The organism is Piscinibacter sp. PDB5-1 (assembly GCF_056676035.1).
The window spans coordinates 298,429-314,628 of record NZ_JBWVZL010000001.1 but is presented as its reverse complement, the minus strand read 5'-3'; the positions used below and the strand labels follow the sequence as shown (position 1 = coordinate 314,628).

Sequence of the window (16,200 nt, the reverse complement as noted above, 5' to 3'; positions counted from 1 at the left end):
CGAACTCGTTGACCCAACCCTGCGTCGAGGTGCAGCTCGCGCCCACGGCGGCCGAGCGCGACGAGGCCAAGCGCCTGAAGCGCCAGGTCTACGAAAGCGAGCAGGGCCGCCAGTACGCACAGGCCAGCGAGTGGGACGACGAGCGCTTCGACCCGTTCAGCACCTACTTTCTGGCGCGCCTCGAAGGCGTCACCGTGGGCGCGGTGAAGCTCGTCGCCGACTCGGCGCTGGGCCTGCCCTGCGAGGCCGGCGGCAACCTCGATGGCGTGCGCGAAGGTCGCCGGCTGGTCGAGGTGGGCAACTTCGTGGTGTTGCCCGAATTTCGCCGGCACGCGGCGGGCGTGCTGCTGATGCGCCAGGCCATCCGCCATGCGGCCGATGGCCTGCAGGCCTCGCATGCGCTGGCTGACTTTTTCATCGACGACGACTCGTCGCGCCTGGCCTTCTACCAGGCGGTGGGCTTCCTGCCGGTGGGCCGGGCGTACCACGACAGCCGCTTCGTCGGCGCGCCGCTCAGCATGATCGGCATGCTCGACATCGCCGAGACCATCGCGCGCCGTCGCCGCGCTTGAGCCCCCTCACTCCGAATTCACGAACCTTCTGCTTCGATGTCCTACAACCTGAACATCCTCGCGCACATGCGGTCGGTCACTGCGGCCGTGCAGCGCCTGAACCTGCGCGTCAACGTCGATTTCGTCGCCAACCGGCTCGAAGTGCTGGGGCGCGGGCGCTACCACCTGCTGCACCCGCAGTACGTGGTGCTGCAAGGCTCGAAGATGGTCTACACGCCGGCGCTGACCCCCGAGGTGACCCACTTCATCGGCTGGCGCAACTACACGACCAAACGCTGGGAGTTGTCGAACGAGAAGACGCTCTTCAAGCAGTACTGCCGCATCAACAACCTGCGCGTGCCGGCGCTCTTCAAGCGGCCCGAAGAGGCCGACGTCGGCGTGATCGTCAAGAAGAGCGCGTCGTCGTTCGGCAATGGCATCGACGGGCCGTTTCGCCCGGGCTTTCAGTACCGCCCGCTGGCCGACGACGAGTACTTCGAGCAGTTCATTCGCGGCGACATCGGCAAGATCTGGTTCTGGAACGACCAGGTGGTCTCGATCGAGGCCAAGCCCATGGTCACCGTCGAGGGCAACGGCGAAGCCACGGTGCGCGACCTGGTCAACAACATCCGCTCGTCGTTCATCTCGGTCGAGTGGGACGCGATCGCGCAGGTGGTGCAGTTCGACGGCTTTCCGGGGCTCGACGAGGTCGTGCCGGCCGGCCGCAAGGTGCTGGTGGACTTCAAGTACCTCTCGGCCCTGCACCCCAGCCGGCTCGACAACCTGAACGTGAAGCATCGCTTCGAGGGCACGCCGGTGATGGACCAGCTCGTGCACGCGGGCAAGATTTTTTGGAAGGGCATTCCGGCCGACCTGCGCCAGAACACGCTGTACACCATCGACGCGATCATCGCGCCCGACCAGCAAGTGTGGTTCCTGGAGATGAACTCCAACCCCATCGTGCACCCCGACTCGTACCCGGTGATGTTCGAAGGCCTGTTCGGGCCGTCGCCGATGGCGGCTACCGCGCCCGGGGCCGAAGGACAACGCGCGTCCTGAGCCTTGACCCCGATGCACACGCCACCCGCCACCTTGCTCGCTCGGCTGCATGCGCATGCCGAGGGGCAGGGCGCGCGCACGGCGTTCATCTTTCTCGATGCGCTGGGGCAAGAGACGTGTCGCCTGAGCTTTGGCGCGCTGGCCACGGCAGCGCACGTGGTGGCCGGGCGTGTCGGCGCGTCGGTCGAGCGGCAGGCGCGTGTCGCTTTGCTCTTGTCTGCGGCCGAGCAGTTCGTGCCGGTTTTCATGGGCTGCCTGGCGGCCGGCGTGGTGGCCGTGCCGGTGTCGCCGCCGCCGGCGCGCAAGCCCGCGACCACGGCGCTGACGGTGCTCGCGAGTGCCCAACCCACGCTCGTAGTGGCCAGCCCCGCCTTGCGCGAGCAGCTCGAAGGCGGCTTGCGCGAACGCGGCCTGAACCCTGATTGGGTCACGCCCGAAGAACTGCTGGCCCCGGCCGAAGACGCGAACGCAACGCGCGTCACGGCGTCTTCAGAGCCAACACCCGACGAACTGGCCTTCCTGCAGTACAGCTCGGGCTCGACCAGCGACCCGAAGGGCGTGATGGTCAGCCACGGCAATGTCGCCCACAACGCGCTGGCCATCGCCGAGGCCTTCGCCGTCGATGCCGACACGGTGGCCGGCGGCTGGTTGCCGCTGCACCACGACATGGGCCTGATCGGGCTGGTGCTGACACCCATCTACCTGGGCATCTGCAGCGTGCTGATGCCGCCGATTGCCTTCCTGGCGCGACCGGCGCGTTGGCTGCAGATGATTTCGACCTACCGCATCGCTTACAGCGGCGGGCCGAACTTCGCCTTCGACCATTGCGTGGACCGCATCTCAGACGCCGAAAAGGCCGGGCTCGACCTCACCAGCTGGCGCGTGGCGTTCAACGGCGCCGAGCCGGTGCAGACGCGCACCCTGCGTCGCTTTGCCGACGCGTTCGCCGGTTGCGGCTTCAGGCCCGAAGCGCTGTACCCCTGCTACGGCCTGGCCGAATCGACGCTGTTCGTCAGCGGTGGGCATTGGGCCGGCGAGGGCCGTTCGACCGACGCCTCGCGCCCCGCCTGCGGCCAGGCGCCGGCGGGCGCGGTGCTGCGCATCGTCGAACCCGAGCACCGCCAGCCCTGCGCCGACGGCGAGGTCGGCGAGGTCTGGGTGGCCGGGCCGAGCGTGGCACAGGGCTACTTCGGTCAGGCCGAATTGAGTGACGCGGCCTTCCGCGCGCGCGTGGCCGGCGCCGGCGAGGCGCGCACCTACCTGCGCACCGGCGACCTGGGTTTTCTGCGCGACGGCGCGCTGTGCATCACCGGCCGGCTGAAAGACCTCATCGTCATCCGCGGCCGCAACTTCCACCCGCAAGACATCGAGTTCGCCTGTGAGTCGGGCGACGGCGGCGAGCGCCGCGGCTTCTGCGTGGCCTTTTCCGACTGCGGTGAGCAGGGCGAGCAGCTGTTCGTCGTGGCCGAAGCCGCGCGCAGCGTGGCGGCCACCGACCTGAGCCGCCTTGCGCTGCAGATGCGCGAGCGCGTCGTGTCGCGCATGGGCGTGTCGATCGACCGGCTCGCCTTCGTGCCGTCGGGTGCCTTGCCGCGCACGACCAGTGGCAAGGCCCGCCGTTTTTTGTGCAAGAAACTCCTGCTGTCCGATCAACTGAACGTCTTGTACGCCGACCAACCCGGCGCGCGCGCGTGAAGCATCGAACGATTCCACCTCACCCTCACCTTTCACACCGAGGCACCCCATGGACATCTCTTCCCAATTCGGCGACACCTTGAAACAGGCCATGGCGGCGAGCGCGGACGGCCGTTGCGACGAGGCCATCGACCTGTTCCGCCGCGCGGCGGACGAGCAGCCCGGCTTCGCCGTGCCGCCGTTTCTGCTGGCCGCCGAACTGGCCCAGCTCGGCCGCATCGAAGAAGCCATGCAGGCCTACGCGGCCACGGTGCTGCTGGCGCCCGACCTGCACGTGGCGCGCTTTCAGCTGGGGCTGCTGCAGTTCACCTCGGGCCAGGCCGCGATGGCCTTGATCACCTGGCAGCCGCTGCTGCAGCTGCCCGAAAACGACGCCTTCCGCGCCTTCGTGCTGGGCTTTACCGCCATGGCCGGCGACCAGTTCCTCGACGCCATCGACCACTTCCGGGCCGGCCAGAAGCTCAACACCGAGAACCCCCCGCTCAACGCCGACATTGAGATGGTGATCGGCAAGATCCAAGAGTTGCTCGATCAGCAACCGCCTGCGTCAGGCGACGGCACGGCCAACAAGGAAGAGGCCGCGACCGAAGAGGGCAGCGCCGACGTGTCGCACGTGCTGCTGTCGAACTACCGCGGCGGCTCGTTTCACTGACCATCGCCTCGACCGGCGGAGCGGTTCATGACCCAAATCCTCGGCGCCACGGAAGTGGCCCTGTTCATCCGGCGGCAGATGGCGTCGATTCGCTCGGCCGCCAAGGAGCTTGACCGCACCCGCACGTCCGAGACCGGTGCCGCGCGGGCCCCGGCGCGCACCCCAGAGCGTGGTGGCGAGAGCCCGGTGCAGGGCAGCCAGCGCGACGAGATCGCCTCGCTGGTGTTTCGGCGCATCCGGGTCATCGACCCGGCCGACCCCGACCGCAAGCGCAAGGCGTTTCGCATCTTCATCGAGTCGGTGCTGCTGTTCGAACTCGGCGAGGGGCTGATCAACGACCCCATGTTCTACCAACTGGTCGATACGGTTCAGGACAAGATGGCGTCCGACCCCGGCCTGGCGCGTGCGGTCGAAGAGGCCTCCGAGATGCTGGTGTCGCTGACGGAGGCCTGAGCCGGGCCGCAGGGTGGCTGTTTCTGGGTCGATCACCCGAATCACCCCATTCGGCGGCGCCGCACGTATCACCTCGGGTCACCACCCACCCTTGAAGGTCGATCCATGTCTGCATTCCCCTTGCCTCCGCTGCGCCTGAGCCTGGGCGCTGTCTGTTTGCTTTTGCTGGCCCCGGGCGCGATGGCCCAGGCGCCGGCGCCCGAGTCGCGCATCACCCAGGTCAAGGTCTACCCCGGCAGTGCCACCGTCGAGCGGGTCGCTCGGGTGGCGGCGGGCAGCAAGACGCTGAGCTTCGTGTGCCTGCCGGCGGGGCTTGACGCGCAAAGCGTGCAGGTTTCGGCCCCGCCCGCCGTGCGCATCGGCGAGACCTCGGTGCTCACCGAACCGCGTGCGCTGTCGCCGCGCTGCGCGGGCCACCCGCTCGACGCCCGCATCCGCGAACTCGAAGAACAGAAAGACGCCCTGCAGGCCGAGTCCGAAGCGCTGGGCCTCGTCACCAGCTACCTGAAAGACGTGTCGGGCGCCGAGCGCGAGGGCGCTGCCACGCGGCCGGCGCTCGACGCGAAACACCTCGTCGGCGTGGCCGACGCGCTGCGTCGCACCGGGCACGAAGCCTTGCTCAAGCGGCAGCAGATCGTGCGTCGCACCGCCGATCTCGACCGCCAACTCGCGCCGCTGGTGGCCGAACGAACCCGCGCCCAAGGCGCGGCCGAGCAGGTCGTCGCCGTCACGGTGACGCTGGCGGCCGCGGCCGATGCCGAGGTGACGCTGAGCTACCAGATCCACGGGCCCGGCTGGGCGCCGACCTACCGGGCCTTGCTCGACACGACGACGCAGAAAGTTCGCATCGAGCGGCAGGCCCTCGTGGCCCAGGCCACCGGCGAAGACTGGCGCGGTGTGAAGCTGTTGCTCTCGACCGGCCAGCCGCGCCGCGAGACCGCCGGCCGCGTGCCGGCGCCGTGGCGCCTGGGCATCGCGCCGCCGCCACGGGCCGAAGAGTCGCCCGGTCGCGTGGCCTACGCGATGGCCCCAGCCCCTGCGCCCGTGATGGCCGAGCGCAAGGCGTCCCCGTCGCAGCCCTTGTTCGACGTGGGCGTGTTCAACCAAGGTTTTGCCACCGAGTTCAGCGTGCCCCAGCCCATCGACGTGCCCTCGAGCGGCCAGCGTGTGGCCATCGCGCTCGGCCAGCACGAAGACACGGCCCGGCTCTTCGTGCGCAGCAGCCCGCGCGTCGATGCGTCGGCGTTCTTGATGGCCGACCTGCCGGTGCCGCCCGGGGTGTGGCCGGTGGGTGCGATGCAGCTCTACCGCGACGGCGCCTTTGTGGGTCAGGGCCGCTGGACCACGGCCGAGAGCCCACGGCTCGCGCTCTCGTTCGGGCGCGACGAGCTTGTGCGGGTGGTCGCCGAGCCCGAACAGGACAGCCTGGGCACAGGCGGGTTCGCCGGCAACCGCACCGAGCGCAAGGTGCAGCGCGCCTACGCGGTCGAGAACCGCCACAAGACGTCGATCAGCGTCGAGCTGCTCGAATCCGCGCCCGTGTCGATCGACGAGCAGGTGCGCGTCGAGGCCAAGTTCACGCCTCAGCCGGCTGAGCTGGCCTGGAACCGCCAGCCCGGCCTGGCGATGTGGCGCTTCGATGTGGCCGCAGGCCAAACGACGCGCGTCGCGGCCGACTACCTCATCAGCCACCCGAAAGACGCGCGCTTGCAAGAGCGCTGAGCGCGTCGGCCATTCATCGGCGGGTTGCGCCGAAGGCGGGCCGCCGGGCGAGGGGGCTTTGCCTCAGGGCGCCTTCTTCAGGCGCACATGCGCCACCAGTCCGCCGTCGAGCGCATTGGCCAGCTCGAAGCTGCCGCCCATGCGCTGCACGGCCTTTTCGACGATGGCCAGCCCCAGGCCCGCGCCGGTGGCGGCGGTGCGCGCCGCGTCGCCGCGGAAGAAGGGCGTGGTGAGCTGCTTGAGCTTTTCGGGTGCGACGCCCGGGCCGTGGTCGCGCACGCTCAGGATCACCCAGGGCCCGGTGCGCGCGTAGCTCACCTGCACGCGGGCGATGCCGGTGTCGGTCGAGCGGCCATAGCGCCGGGCGTTCTCGAACAGGTTCTGGAAGACGCGGCCGAGTTCGATCTCGTCGGCCATCACCTTGGTGTCGATCGCCACCCGCGAGGTGATGCGGATCTGGCTCGGGTCGCGGAAGCCCATCATCTCGCGCTCGACCAGGCTGCTCACATGCACCGGCACCAGCTTGACCTCGCCGGGGCGCGCGTAGTCCATGAACTTGTCGATGATGGCGTCGAGCTGGTCGATGTCGAGCGCCATGTTTTTCTTGGCTTCTTCGTCGACCACGCTCATCTCGGCCTCCAGACGCAAGCGGGCCAAGGGCGTGCGCAGGTCGTGCGAGATGCCGGCAAGCATCACCGCGCGGTCTTCTTCGACCTTGGCGAGTTCGCGCGCCATGCGGTTGAAGCCCATGTTCACCTGGCGAATTTCACTGGTGAGCGTGTTCTCGTCGAGTTGCGATTCGTACTCGCCGTCGCGGATGCGGCTGGCCGCGAAAGACAAATCGCGCAGCGGCTGGTTGATGAGTCGGGCGACCGCGGCCGAGCCGAACACGGTGGCGAGCAGCGCGATGGTCACCCACAGCACCCAGGTCTTGCCCGACATGTCGCCCACGCGCGTGGGGTCGGCCTGCAGCCAGTAGCGGTCCTGGCCGATGGTGAAGCTGACCCACAGGCCGTGTTCGTCGTTGACCGACGAGGCGACTTCGGTGTCGGGGTCGAGCCGCGAGCGCAGTTCTTGTGCGATGGCGCGCGAGAAGCGGTCGGTTTCGAAGGGCTCGACCTTGGCGCTCGGCTCGCGGGGAATCACCCGCACCGCCGCGTCTTTCGAGTTCAGCGACTTCAGCAGCGTGATGCGGTTGATGCCGTCCACGTGCTGCAGGCCGGCGCGCGACAGGTTCACCAGGCTGGCGATCTGCTGTGCGGCCTGCACGGCGCGGGGTTCGAATTCGAGCGCCCGGAAGGTCTGCACCCAGGCAAAGATGCCCCCCGTCAGCAGCAGCGCCAGCAGAAAGAAGGTGCGCCAGAAGAGGCTGAGCTTGAGCGGGCTGCGGGGCATGACGGCGGGTGCTGGGGCGAGGATTTCGGTCGGCGCAAAAAAGGCCCCGTGGTGGGGGCCCCTTCGCCAACGTCTCAGCAGTTTAGGCAGCGCCATCGGGGACGAACACGTAGCCCACGCCCCACACCGTCTGGATGTAGCGCGGCTGGGCCGGGTCGGGCTCGATCATCTTGCGAAGGCGCGAGATTTGCACGTCGAGGCTGCGGTCGAAGGGCTCGAACTCGCGGCCGCGCGCCAGTTGCGCGAGCTTGTCGCGGCTGAGCGGCTGGCGCGGGTGGCGCACCAGCGCCTTCAGCATCGAGAACTCGCCGGTGGTCAGCGCGATCTGCTCGCCGTCTTTCGACAGGCGGCGCAGCGCCAGGTCGAATTCGAAGGGGCCGAAGGTGACCGTTTGCGCGTCTTTGGCCGGGGCGCCGGGCGCTTCCATCGCGGGGCGGCGGCGCAGCACGGCGTGGATGCGCGCCAGCAGTTCGCGCGGATTGAAAGGCTTGGGCAGGTAGTCGTCGGCACCGACCTCGAGGCCGACGATGCGGTCCACATCTTCGACCTTGGCGGTCAGCATGATGATGGGCGTGACGTCGTTGGCGGCGCGCAGGCGGCGGCAGATCGACAGGCCGTCTTCGCCGGGCAGCATGAGGTCGAGCACGATCAGGTCCACCGTTTCGCGCGTCAGCACCCGGTTCAGTGCCTTCGAGTCTTCGGCGAGCAGGACCTCGAAGCCTTCTTGGGTCAGGTAGCGGCGCAGCAGGTCGCGGATGCGGGCGTCGTCGTCAACGACGACCACGCGGTCGGGGCGGGCAGGGGTGTTGGACATGGCGTCTCCCGGTCATCCGGCAGTCATTTGTAACAGCGGCGATTGTGCGCAGCTTCCCCCAGGGTTTTAGCCCTTCTGACCATAAGTTACAAATCTTGCGGCGCGGCTTTTTGGGGTGATTTCGCCGGGCTGTGAAGCTGTGTGAAGTTGAGGCCAAGATGTCAGCCCGCCAGGCTTGCCCCTCGTTGAGCGACGGGCCGGTGTGCGGTGTGCACACGGGCCATCCCAACACCCCAGAACACTTCGGAGAACCCTCGCCATGCCCCTCAAGACCCGCTCGCGCTTGACCGTCTTTGCGGCTGCCGGCCTGCTGTTGTGCACCGCCCCCACCTGGGCGGCCGACGCGCCCGTGCTGCACGTGGTCGGCCTGTCGGCCAGTGCCAGCCAGGAGGTCACGAAAGACACGCTGAGCGTCACCTTCACCACCACCCGCGAGGCGAACGACGCAGCGAGCGTGCAGACCGCGTTGAAGCAGGCGCTCGACGCCGCGCTTGCCGAAGCCAGGAAGGCGGCCCGACCGGGGCAGAAGATCGAGGTACAGACCGGCAACTTCTCGGTCTTTCCGCGCTACGCCCCCAAGGGCGGCATCAACGGCTGGCAGGGCACCGCCGAGTTGGTGGTCGAAGGCAAAGATGTACCCGGCATCGCGCAACTCACCAGCCGCATCACCACCCTGAGCATCGCCCGCGTGGGCACGTTGCTGTCGAAAGAGCAGCGCGAGAAGATCGAAAGCGAAGTCGCCGCGCAGGCCATTGCCGCCTACCGAGCCAAGGCGGCCGACTACGCCAGGCAGTTCGGCTACAGCGGATACACGCTGCGCGAGGTGAACGTGGGTAGCAACGAGCCGGTGCCGTATGCGGCGGTGCAGATGATGCGCAAATCGACGATGTCGTCGGCCGACGAATCACTGCCGGTCGAGCTGGGCAAGGGCACGGTGACCGTGTCGGTCAATGGCACTGTGCAGCTGAAATAGGAGCGCGCAGAACGAGCCGCAGCGACAGAGCAAGCGCAGCGAAGCTCCCATTCAGCAACCGCAGCGGGCCCGGCTCTGCCGGTCCGCCAGCGGGGCCTTGCAGGCTGCGTCGGACCTTGTGGCCCGACCCTTCGCCAGGCACAAACAGTCCACTGGACTGTTTGTGCCCGGGCTCAGCCCCTTGGGGGCAGGAGCGCAAGCGACTGGGGGCCTTATCTACTGCGCCACCCAGCCCCCATCCATGTTCCACGCCACGCCGCGCACGTTGTCGGCGGCCGGCGAGCACAGAAACACCGCGAGCCCGCCCAGTTGATCGGGCGTCACGAACTGCAGCGAGGGCTGCTTTTCGCCCAGCAGGTCCACGCTGGCCTGTTCGACCGTGAGGCCTTCGCGCTCGGCGCGGTCGTCGATCTGCTTTTGCACCAGCGGCGTCAGCACCCAGCCTGGGCAGATGGCGTTGACGGTGATGCCGGTGCGGGCGGTTTCGAGTGCCACCGCCTTGGTGAAGCCGACGATGCCGTGCTTCGAGGCCACGTAGGCCGACTTCTGCGCCGAGGCCACCAAGCCGTGCGCCGAGGCCACGTTGATCACGCGGCCCCAGTTCTTCGCTTTCATCGCCGGGATGGCCAGCCGCGTCGTGTGAAAGGCCGAACTCAGGTTGATGGCGATGATCGCGTCCCACTTGGCCACCGGAAAGTCTTCGACCGGCGCGACGTGCTGGATGCCGGCGTTGTTGACCAGCACATCGACCCCGCCGAACTCGGCCTGGGCGTAGGCCATCATGGCTTCGATGTCGGCCGGCTTGCTCATGTCGGCACCGTGGTAGCCGACCTTCACACCCAGAGCGGCGACCTCGGCCTTCGCCGCCTCGAACTCGCCAAAACCGTTGAGCACCACGTTCGCGCCCTGTCGTGCGAGCGACAGAGCAATGCCCAAGCCGATGCCGCTGGTGGAGCCGGTGACGAGGGCGGTTTTTCCTTTCAGCATGGTCGTGTCCTCCGGGTTGCTAAAGTGCAATGCCAACAAGGATCCGATCATGCATGAACCGCGCCTGAACCATGTGCAATGCCTCGAAGCCACCCGGCTTCGCCGCATGGCGTACTGGGAGTGGGGCGATCCACAAAACCCGCGCGTGCTGGTCTGCGTGCACGGGCTGTCTCGCCAGGGGCGCGACTTCGATGTGCTGGCGCGTGCCATGCAGGGCGAGTACCGCGTGGTCTGCCCCGACATCGCCGGTCGTGGCCAGTCCGAAGCGCTGACCGACCCGAACGGCTACCAGGTGTTCACCTACGTCGCCGACATCGTCACCCTGATGGCGCGGTTGCATCCGGCCTCGCTCGACTGGGTCGGCACCTCGATGGGCGGGCTGATCGGCATGGTCTACGCTGCGCTGCAGGGCTCGCCGGTGCGCCGCATGGTGCTCAACGACATCGGCCCGCAGATCGAACCGGCCTCGCTCGTGCGGATTGGCGAATACCTCGGTGCGCCGCTGCGCTGGGCCACGCTCGAAGAGGCTGCCGCCGCCATGTGGGCCACCTCGCAGAGCTTCGGCCCGCACACCCCCGAGCAATGGCTCGAACTCTCGCGCCACCAGGTGCGGGCCGACGGCGACGGCTTCGTGCCGCACTACGACCTGAACATCGCCGTGCCTTTCAAGGCCGCCGCGCAAGACGCCTCGGGCGGCGGCAGTGCCACGCTGTGGGCCCTGTACGAGGCCATCCGCGCGCAGGTGCTGGTGCTGCGCGGTGCGACCTCCGACCTGCTGTCGCGCGACACGGCCGAGCAGATGACGCAGCGCGGCCCGAAGGCCCGGCTGCACGAGTTCGAAGGCGTGGGCCATGCGCCGACGCTGATCGCACCCGACCAGGTGGCCGCCGTGCGGGAGTTTCTGCTCGCCCCATGAAGACCGGTCACCCGGACGCCCGCCTCACGGCGGCGCCCATCGTTCAACTCGCCGACGCGGACCCCGACACGCCGCCGCAGGCTGAGGTTTCCCAACTCGTCCGCGCCCGCGCCTTCGCCGAGCCCTTGCTGCAAGGGCAGCCGCTCGACACCGGCGAAGACGCGCTCGCGCATGCCGACGGCGTGGCGGCCATCCTCGAAGGCATTGGCGCCGCGCCCTCGATGCGTGCGGCGGCTTACCTCGTCTACGCGGGCGACTACCTCAACAAGCCCGAAGAGGTGGTCGAAAAGGCCTTCGGCCCGTCGTACGCCAGCCTCGTGTCGCACACGCGCAAGCTGGTGCAGATCCAGCGCGCCGCGCGCGAAGCCAAGGTCGATGCGCAACAGCGCGCCGAGCAGACCGAGCGTGTGCGCAAGATGCTGCTGGCGTTTTCGCACGACCTGCGCGTCGTGCTGCTGCGGCTGGCTTCGCGCCTGCAGACGCTGCGCTACCACGCGCAGAGCAAGCAGCCCTGCGCCGAGGCGCTGGCGCGCGAGTCGATGCAGGTGTTCGCGCCGCTCGCCAACCGCCTGGGCATCTGGCAGATCAAGTGGGAACTCGAAGACCTGTCGTTCCGCTTTCTCGAACCCGAGCGCTACAAGCACGTCGCCCAGTTGCTCGACGAACGCCGCGTCGAGCGCGAGGCCGGCATCGAGACCTTCCGCCGCGACCTGGCGGATGACTTGGCCCGGCACGGTGTGGCGGCCGAGGTCTACGGCCGACCCAAGCACCTGTACAGCATCTGGAAGAAGATGCGCGGCAAGAGCCTCGACATCGCGCACGTGTTCGACCTGCGCGCGGTCCGCGTGATCGTCGGCAGCGTGCCCGAGTGCTACGCCGCCCTCAGCCGTGTGCACGAGCGCTTCAAGCCCGTGCCCGACGAGTACGACGACTACATCGCGCGGCCCAAGTCCAACGGCTACCAGTCGCTGCACACCGTGGTGCTCGACGAACGCGAGCGGCCGGTCGAGGTGCAGATCCGCACCCGCGCGATGCACGAGCATGCCGAGCACGGCGTGGCCGCGCACTGGGCCTACAAAGAGGCGGGCGCCAAGGGCTATGGCGGCGTCAGCGCGGCCGGCGACTTCGACGCGCAGGTGGCCGAAGCGCGCAAGGCGGTGCTGCGGCAACTGCTGGCCTGGGAACGCGACCTCGCCGAAGGTGCCGACGAATCCCGCAGCGACGAGATGGCCGGGGCCGGCAAAGTGTTCGAAGACCGCATCTACGTCTTCACGCCCCAGGCCACCGTGATCGAGTTGCCGGCTGGCGCCACGCCGATCGACTTTGCCTACGCGGTGCACACGAGCCTGGGCCACCGCTGCCGCGGCGCCAAGGTTGATGGTGTGATGGTGCCGCTGCACACCGCGCTGCAAAGCGGGCAGACGGTCGAGATCACCGCGGTGAAAGAGGGGGGGCCGTCGCTGGACTGGCTCAACACCGAGCTGGGCTACATCCAGAGCCAACGCTCGCGGGCCAAGGTGCGGGCGTGGTTCAACGCGCAGGCCCAGCAAGAGACCACCGCGCGCGGTCGCGAGGCGGTCGAAAAGCTGCTGCAGCGCGAAGGCCGCACCTCGATGAAGCTCGACGACCTGGCCACGCGGCTGGGCTTTCGCAACGCCGATGCGTTGTTCCATGTGGTCGGCAAGGACGAGTTCTCGCTGCGCGACATCGAAGCCTTGCTGCGCCCGCAAGAGCCGGCGCCCGTCGAAGACGAAGTCATCACCCTGCGTCGCCCGCAGACCGAAGGCGCGACGCAAGGCGGCGTGCTGGTCGTGGGCGTCGAATCGCTGCTGACCAGCCTGGCGCGCTGCTGCCGGCCGGCTCCGCCCGACAACATCCGCGGCTACGTGACGCGCGGCAAGGGCGTGGCCATCCACCGCGCCGATTGCTCGAACTTTCGCCAGATGGCCACGCGCCAGCCCGAGCGTGTGATCGCCGTGGCATGGGGGCGTCCCCGCGGTGACAAGCCGGCGGTGTACCCGGTCGATGTGGTCGTCGAGGCGGCCGACCGCCAGGGCCTGCTGCGCGACATCTCGGAAGTGCTCGCCAAAGAGAAGATGAACGTCACCGGCGTGAAGACGCAGTCGGCGCGCGACGCCCGGGGGGGCACCGCGTGGATGACCTTCACCATCGAGGTGTCGGACTCGGCACGCCTCGCGCACGTGCTGACGCAGGTGGGGCGCATCGAAGGCGTGCGCAGCGCGCGGCGCCGCTAGCGACGCCCATGCCGCAGCTCGCACTTGGCAAGGACCGAAAAGCTTGTGCTATAGTCGCGGGCTTCGGGCGGTTAGCTCAGTGGTAGAGCGCCTCTTTGACGTGGAGGATGTCGGGAGTTCGACCCTCTCACCGCCCACCAGATACATCACACGTCAGTCGTCAAGAGCTCGATCCTTCGCCGGATCGGGCTCTTTTCGTTTCAGGGCCTCCTTTTCGACTTGTGCGGAGCCACGCATGGAACTGACCCCGAGCCGCCAACAGATGATCGACGCGCACATCGCCGAGACGCACCGGCTGATGGCTCACTACGCCTTCGAGCTGAACGACCTGGTGCGCTTCACGCTGTCGGCGGCCAAGGACAAGGGTCACAAGGTCTACTACCCGATGGACCCGGTCAACGAGTGCAGCCGCAACTGGCGCGACCTGAACCGCAAGGTGGCCAAGCTCGCCGCCGACATCGAGCGCACCGCGCAGCGCCTGGGCCAGCCGCCCTTCGATGCAGAAGGGCCAGCGGCGAACGACCCGCCGCAGTAAAGTCCGCGCACGACGGGGCCCACGCAGGCGGGAAAACCCCTTCAGCACCCCTGGGGGCCACTTCTAGAATCGTTGGCACCCACCACCTCTGGTTTGCACAAGGAGCTTCTTGATGGCATCGACACGCCGCGGTTCGACAGCTTCACCCTCCGGCGAGGAAGAAGGCGGAACGGCCAGCGGCCAGCGCATCCTCAAGAAGTACCCCAACCGGCGGCTCTACGACACGCGCACCAGCAGCTACATCACGCTGGCCGACGTGAAGACCATGGTGCTCGAAGCCGAAGACTTCATCGTGCGCGACGCCAAGACCGGCGAAGACCTCACGCGCAGCATCCTGCTGCAGATCATTCTTGAAGAAGAAAGCGGCGGCGTGCCGATGTTCTCGTCGCAGGCGCTGGCGCAGATCATCCGCTTCTACGGCCACGCCATGCAGGGCATGATGGGTTCGTACCTTGAGAAGAACCTGCAAATCTTCACCGACGTGCAGCAGCGCCTCGCCGAGCAATCCAAGGGCCTGCTCGACCCGGCAGCGATGAGCTCTGACATGTGGACGAAGTTTTTGAACGGCCAGGCGCCGGGCTTGCAGGGCTTCATGGGCAACTACCTCGAGCAGTCGCAGAAGATCTTCGCGCAGATGCAAGAGCAGATGACCAAGCAGGCTGGCTCGCTCTTTCCGGGTGTGCCGGGCTTCGGCACGCCGCCTGACAAGCGGTAAGTTCGCCGGGTTTCCCGTGCAAGGTGAACCGGCGCGGCGGTGACGCGCTGGTTTGCGGCGAAAATTCGCGGATGAGCTCTGACACCCCCGTCGCCACACCCGCCGCTTCACTGCCTGCCGGTGCCGCCCCCAAGATCGGATTCGTCTCCCTCGGTTGCCCGAAGGCGCTGACGGACTCCGAACTCATCCTCACCCAACTTCGCGCCGAGGGCTACGACACCTCCAAGACCTTCGCGGGGGCTGACCTCGTGATCGTCAACACCTGCGGCTTCATCGACGACGCGGTGAAAGAAAGCCTCGACACCATCGGCGAGGCGCTGGCCGAGAACGGCAAGGTCATCGTCACCGGCTGCCTGGGTGCGAAGGCCGGGCAGGGCGGTGGCAACCTCGTGCAAGAGATGCACCCCAGCGTGCTGGCCGTCACCGGCCCCCATGCGACGAACGAGGTGATGGACGCCGTGCACAAGCACGTGCCCAAGCCGCACGACCCCTTCATCGACCTGGTGCCGGCACAAGGCGTCAAGCTCACGCCCAGGCACTATGCGTACCTGAAGATCAGCGAAGGCTGCAACCACCGCTGCTCGTTCTGCATCATCCCGAGCATGCGTGGCGACCTCGTCTCGCGCCCGATCGGCGACGTGCTGGGTGAGGCGCAGCGCCTGTTCGAGGCTGGCGTCAAAGAGCTGCTGGTCATCAGCCAGGACACGTCCGCGTACGGCGTGGATGTGAAGTACCGCACCGGCTTCTGGGACGGCAAGCCCGTCAAGACCCGCATGCTCGACCTGTGCGAGAAGCTGGGCGAACTGGCGCAGCAGCACGGCGCCTGGGTGCGTCTGCACTACGTCTACCCCTACCCGCACGTCGATGAGGTGCTGCCGCTGATGGCGCAGGGGCTGATCCTGCCGTACCTCGACGTGCCCTTCCAGCACTCGCACCCCGACGTGCTCAAGCGCATGAAGCGCCCCGCCAACGGCGAGAAGAACCTCGAACGCCTGCAACGCTGGCGCGAGATCTGCCCGCAGCTCGTGGTGCGCAGCACCTTCATCGCCGGCTTCCCGGGCGAGACCGAGGCCGAGTTCGACCACCTGCTCGGCTTCCTGCGTGAAGCACGCATCGACCGTGCGGGCTGCTTTGCGTATTCGCCTGTCGAAGGCGCGACCGCGAACCTGCTCGCCGACCCGGTGCCCGAGGCGCTGCGCGAAGAGCGCCGCGCGCGCTTCATGGCCGTGGCCGAAGAAGTCTCGGCCGCCAAGCTGCGCGAACGCGTCGGCGCGACCATGCAGGTGCTGGTCGATGCGGCACCGGCGCTGGGCCGCAAGGGCGGGGTCGGCCGCAGCTACGCCGACGCGCCCGAGATCGACGGCACCGTGAAACTGCTGCCGCCCGAGAAGGCCTCGAAGACGCTGAAGGTCGGCGAATTCACGCAGGCCCGCATCGTCGGCGCGCAGGGCCACGACCTGATCGCGCAGCCGTTCTGA

Annotated in this window: 15 protein-coding genes and 1 tRNA gene; 13 read left to right on the top strand and 3 right to left on the bottom strand. The window is 68.0% G+C overall.

Annotated elements, in window-relative coordinates:
- Nucleotides 1-8 precede the first annotated feature (8 nt).
- The 6 genes from AC1KAT_RS01410 to AC1KAT_RS01385 all read left to right on the top strand — a co-directional run bounded on the left by AC1KAT_RS01410 (nucleotide 9) and on the right by AC1KAT_RS01385 (nucleotide 6,132).
- Complete coding sequence (locus AC1KAT_RS01410) at nucleotides 9-572, top strand: GNAT family N-acetyltransferase (protein ID WP_480322017.1); 564 nt, start codon at nucleotides 9-11, stop codon at nucleotides 570-572.
- 36 nt (nucleotides 573-608) lie between these two features.
- Nucleotides 609-1,610 carry a hypothetical protein gene (locus AC1KAT_RS01405; RefSeq protein ID WP_480322015.1) on the top strand — a complete coding sequence of 334 codons (1,002 nt, stop codon included), beginning with the start codon at nucleotides 609-611 and terminating at the stop codon, nucleotides 1,608-1,610.
- Between the two features lie 12 nt (nucleotides 1,611-1,622).
- A complete protein-coding gene (locus tag AC1KAT_RS01400) occupies nucleotides 1,623-3,305 on the top strand; it encodes a fatty acyl-AMP ligase (RefSeq protein ID WP_480322013.1) in 1,683 nt (560 codons plus the stop codon).
- Between the two features lie 49 nt (nucleotides 3,306-3,354).
- Nucleotides 3,355-3,957 (top strand): tetratricopeptide repeat protein, encoded by a 603-nt coding sequence (locus AC1KAT_RS01395; protein WP_480322011.1) that lies wholly within the window; start codon nucleotides 3,355-3,357, stop codon nucleotides 3,955-3,957.
- Between the two features lie 27 nt (nucleotides 3,958-3,984).
- Nucleotides 3,985-4,410, top strand: a complete 426-nt coding sequence (locus AC1KAT_RS01390; RefSeq protein WP_480322009.1) for a hypothetical protein — start codon at nucleotides 3,985-3,987, stop codon at nucleotides 4,408-4,410.
- Nucleotides 4,411-4,515: 105 nt separating this feature from the next.
- A complete protein-coding gene (locus tag AC1KAT_RS01385) occupies nucleotides 4,516-6,132 on the top strand; it encodes a DUF4139 domain-containing protein (RefSeq protein ID WP_480322008.1) in 1,617 nt (538 codons plus the stop codon).
- Between the two features lie 63 nt (nucleotides 6,133-6,195).
- Here AC1KAT_RS01385 and AC1KAT_RS01380 read toward each other — a convergent pair whose 3' ends face one another.
- Both AC1KAT_RS01380 and ompR read right to left on the bottom strand, forming a co-directional pair.
- Nucleotides 6,196-7,527, bottom strand: coding sequence for a sensor histidine kinase (locus AC1KAT_RS01380; protein ID WP_480322006.1), 1,332 nt, complete (start codon nucleotides 7,525-7,527; stop codon nucleotides 6,196-6,198).
- Between the two features lie 82 nt (nucleotides 7,528-7,609).
- Nucleotides 7,610-8,341 (bottom strand): osmolarity response regulator transcription factor OmpR, encoded by a 732-nt coding sequence (ompR, locus tag AC1KAT_RS01375; protein WP_480322004.1) that lies wholly within the window; start codon nucleotides 8,339-8,341, stop codon nucleotides 7,610-7,612.
- Nucleotides 8,342-8,600: 259 nt separating this feature from the next.
- Here ompR and AC1KAT_RS01370 point away from each other — a divergent pair, with 259 nt between their 5' ends.
- A complete protein-coding gene (locus AC1KAT_RS01370) occupies nucleotides 8,601-9,314 on the top strand; it encodes an SIMPL domain-containing protein (RefSeq protein ID WP_480322002.1) in 714 nt (237 codons plus the stop codon).
- A 216-nt stretch (nucleotides 9,315-9,530) separates the two neighbouring features.
- Here AC1KAT_RS01370 and AC1KAT_RS01365 read toward each other — a convergent pair whose 3' ends face one another.
- Nucleotides 9,531-10,301 carry a 3-hydroxybutyrate dehydrogenase gene (locus tag AC1KAT_RS01365; RefSeq protein WP_480322000.1) on the bottom strand — a complete coding sequence of 257 codons (771 nt, stop codon included), beginning with the start codon at nucleotides 10,299-10,301 and terminating at the stop codon, nucleotides 9,531-9,533.
- 49 nt (nucleotides 10,302-10,350) lie between these two features.
- On the opposite strand from AC1KAT_RS01365, the gene AC1KAT_RS01360 reads away from it, so the two are divergent.
- The 6 genes from AC1KAT_RS01360 (at nucleotide 10,351) to rimO (ending at nucleotide 16,200) form a co-directional block, all read left to right on the top strand.
- Nucleotides 10,351-11,217: an alpha/beta fold hydrolase gene (locus AC1KAT_RS01360; RefSeq protein ID WP_480321998.1), complete on the top strand. Its 867-nt coding sequence runs from the start codon at nucleotides 10,351-10,353 to the stop codon at nucleotides 11,215-11,217.
- On the top strand, nucleotides 11,214-13,472 hold the full coding sequence (locus tag AC1KAT_RS01355; RefSeq protein ID WP_480321996.1) for a RelA/SpoT family protein: 2,259 nt from the start codon (nucleotides 11,214-11,216) through the stop codon (nucleotides 13,470-13,472). Before AC1KAT_RS01360 ends, AC1KAT_RS01355 begins: the two co-directional genes overlap by 4 nt.
- Before the next feature lie 65 nt (nucleotides 13,473-13,537).
- Nucleotides 13,538-13,612 (top strand) — tRNA-Val (locus AC1KAT_RS01350).
- Between the two features lie 95 nt (nucleotides 13,613-13,707).
- Nucleotides 13,708-14,007 carry a hypothetical protein gene (locus AC1KAT_RS01345; protein WP_480321994.1) on the top strand — a complete coding sequence of 100 codons (300 nt, stop codon included), beginning with the start codon at nucleotides 13,708-13,710 and terminating at the stop codon, nucleotides 14,005-14,007.
- A gap of 112 nt (nucleotides 14,008-14,119) precedes the next feature.
- On the top strand, nucleotides 14,120-14,722 hold the full coding sequence (gene phaR / locus AC1KAT_RS01340) for a polyhydroxyalkanoate synthesis repressor PhaR (protein WP_480321992.1): 603 nt from the start codon (nucleotides 14,120-14,122) through the stop codon (nucleotides 14,720-14,722).
- Between the two features lie 71 nt (nucleotides 14,723-14,793).
- On the top strand, nucleotides 14,794-16,200 hold the full coding sequence (gene rimO, locus AC1KAT_RS01335) for a 30S ribosomal protein S12 methylthiotransferase RimO (RefSeq protein WP_480321990.1): 1,407 nt from the start codon (nucleotides 14,794-14,796) through the stop codon (nucleotides 16,198-16,200).

Excerpts from the sequence above, each read along its gene's own strand:
- AC1KAT_RS01365 (WP_480322000.1), bottom strand. The coding sequence starts at position 10,301 with ATGCTGAAAGGAAAAACCGCCCTCGTCACCGGCTCCACCAGCGGCATC.
- AC1KAT_RS01345 (WP_480321994.1), top strand. The coding sequence starts at position 13,708 with ATGGAACTGACCCCGAGCCGCCAACAGATGATCGACGCGCACATCGCC.
- AC1KAT_RS01390 (WP_480322009.1), top strand. The coding sequence starts at position 3,985 with ATGACCCAAATCCTCGGCGCCACGGAAGTGGCCCTGTTCATCCGGCGG.
- rimO (WP_480321990.1), top strand. The coding sequence starts at position 14,794 with ATGAGCTCTGACACCCCCGTCGCCACACCCGCCGCTTCACTGCCTGCC.
- AC1KAT_RS01395 (WP_480322011.1), top strand. The coding sequence starts at position 3,355 with ATGGACATCTCTTCCCAATTCGGCGACACCTTGAAACAGGCCATGGCG.
- AC1KAT_RS01385 (WP_480322008.1), top strand. The coding sequence starts at position 4,516 with ATGTCTGCATTCCCCTTGCCTCCGCTGCGCCTGAGCCTGGGCGCTGTC.
- AC1KAT_RS01380 (WP_480322006.1), bottom strand. The coding sequence starts at position 7,527 with ATGCCCCGCAGCCCGCTCAAGCTCAGCCTCTTCTGGCGCACCTTCTTT.
- phaR (WP_480321992.1), top strand. The coding sequence starts at position 14,120 with ATGGCATCGACACGCCGCGGTTCGACAGCTTCACCCTCCGGCGAGGAA.
- AC1KAT_RS01405 (WP_480322015.1), top strand. The coding sequence starts at position 609 with ATGTCCTACAACCTGAACATCCTCGCGCACATGCGGTCGGTCACTGCG.
- ompR (WP_480322004.1), bottom strand. The coding sequence starts at position 8,341 with ATGTCCAACACCCCTGCCCGCCCCGACCGCGTGGTCGTCGTTGACGAC.
- AC1KAT_RS01355 (WP_480321996.1), top strand. The coding sequence starts at position 11,214 with ATGAAGACCGGTCACCCGGACGCCCGCCTCACGGCGGCGCCCATCGTT.
- AC1KAT_RS01370 (WP_480322002.1), top strand. The coding sequence starts at position 8,601 with ATGCCCCTCAAGACCCGCTCGCGCTTGACCGTCTTTGCGGCTGCCGGC.
- AC1KAT_RS01400 (WP_480322013.1), top strand. The coding sequence starts at position 1,623 with ATGCACACGCCACCCGCCACCTTGCTCGCTCGGCTGCATGCGCATGCC.
- AC1KAT_RS01360 (WP_480321998.1), top strand. The coding sequence starts at position 10,351 with ATGCATGAACCGCGCCTGAACCATGTGCAATGCCTCGAAGCCACCCGG.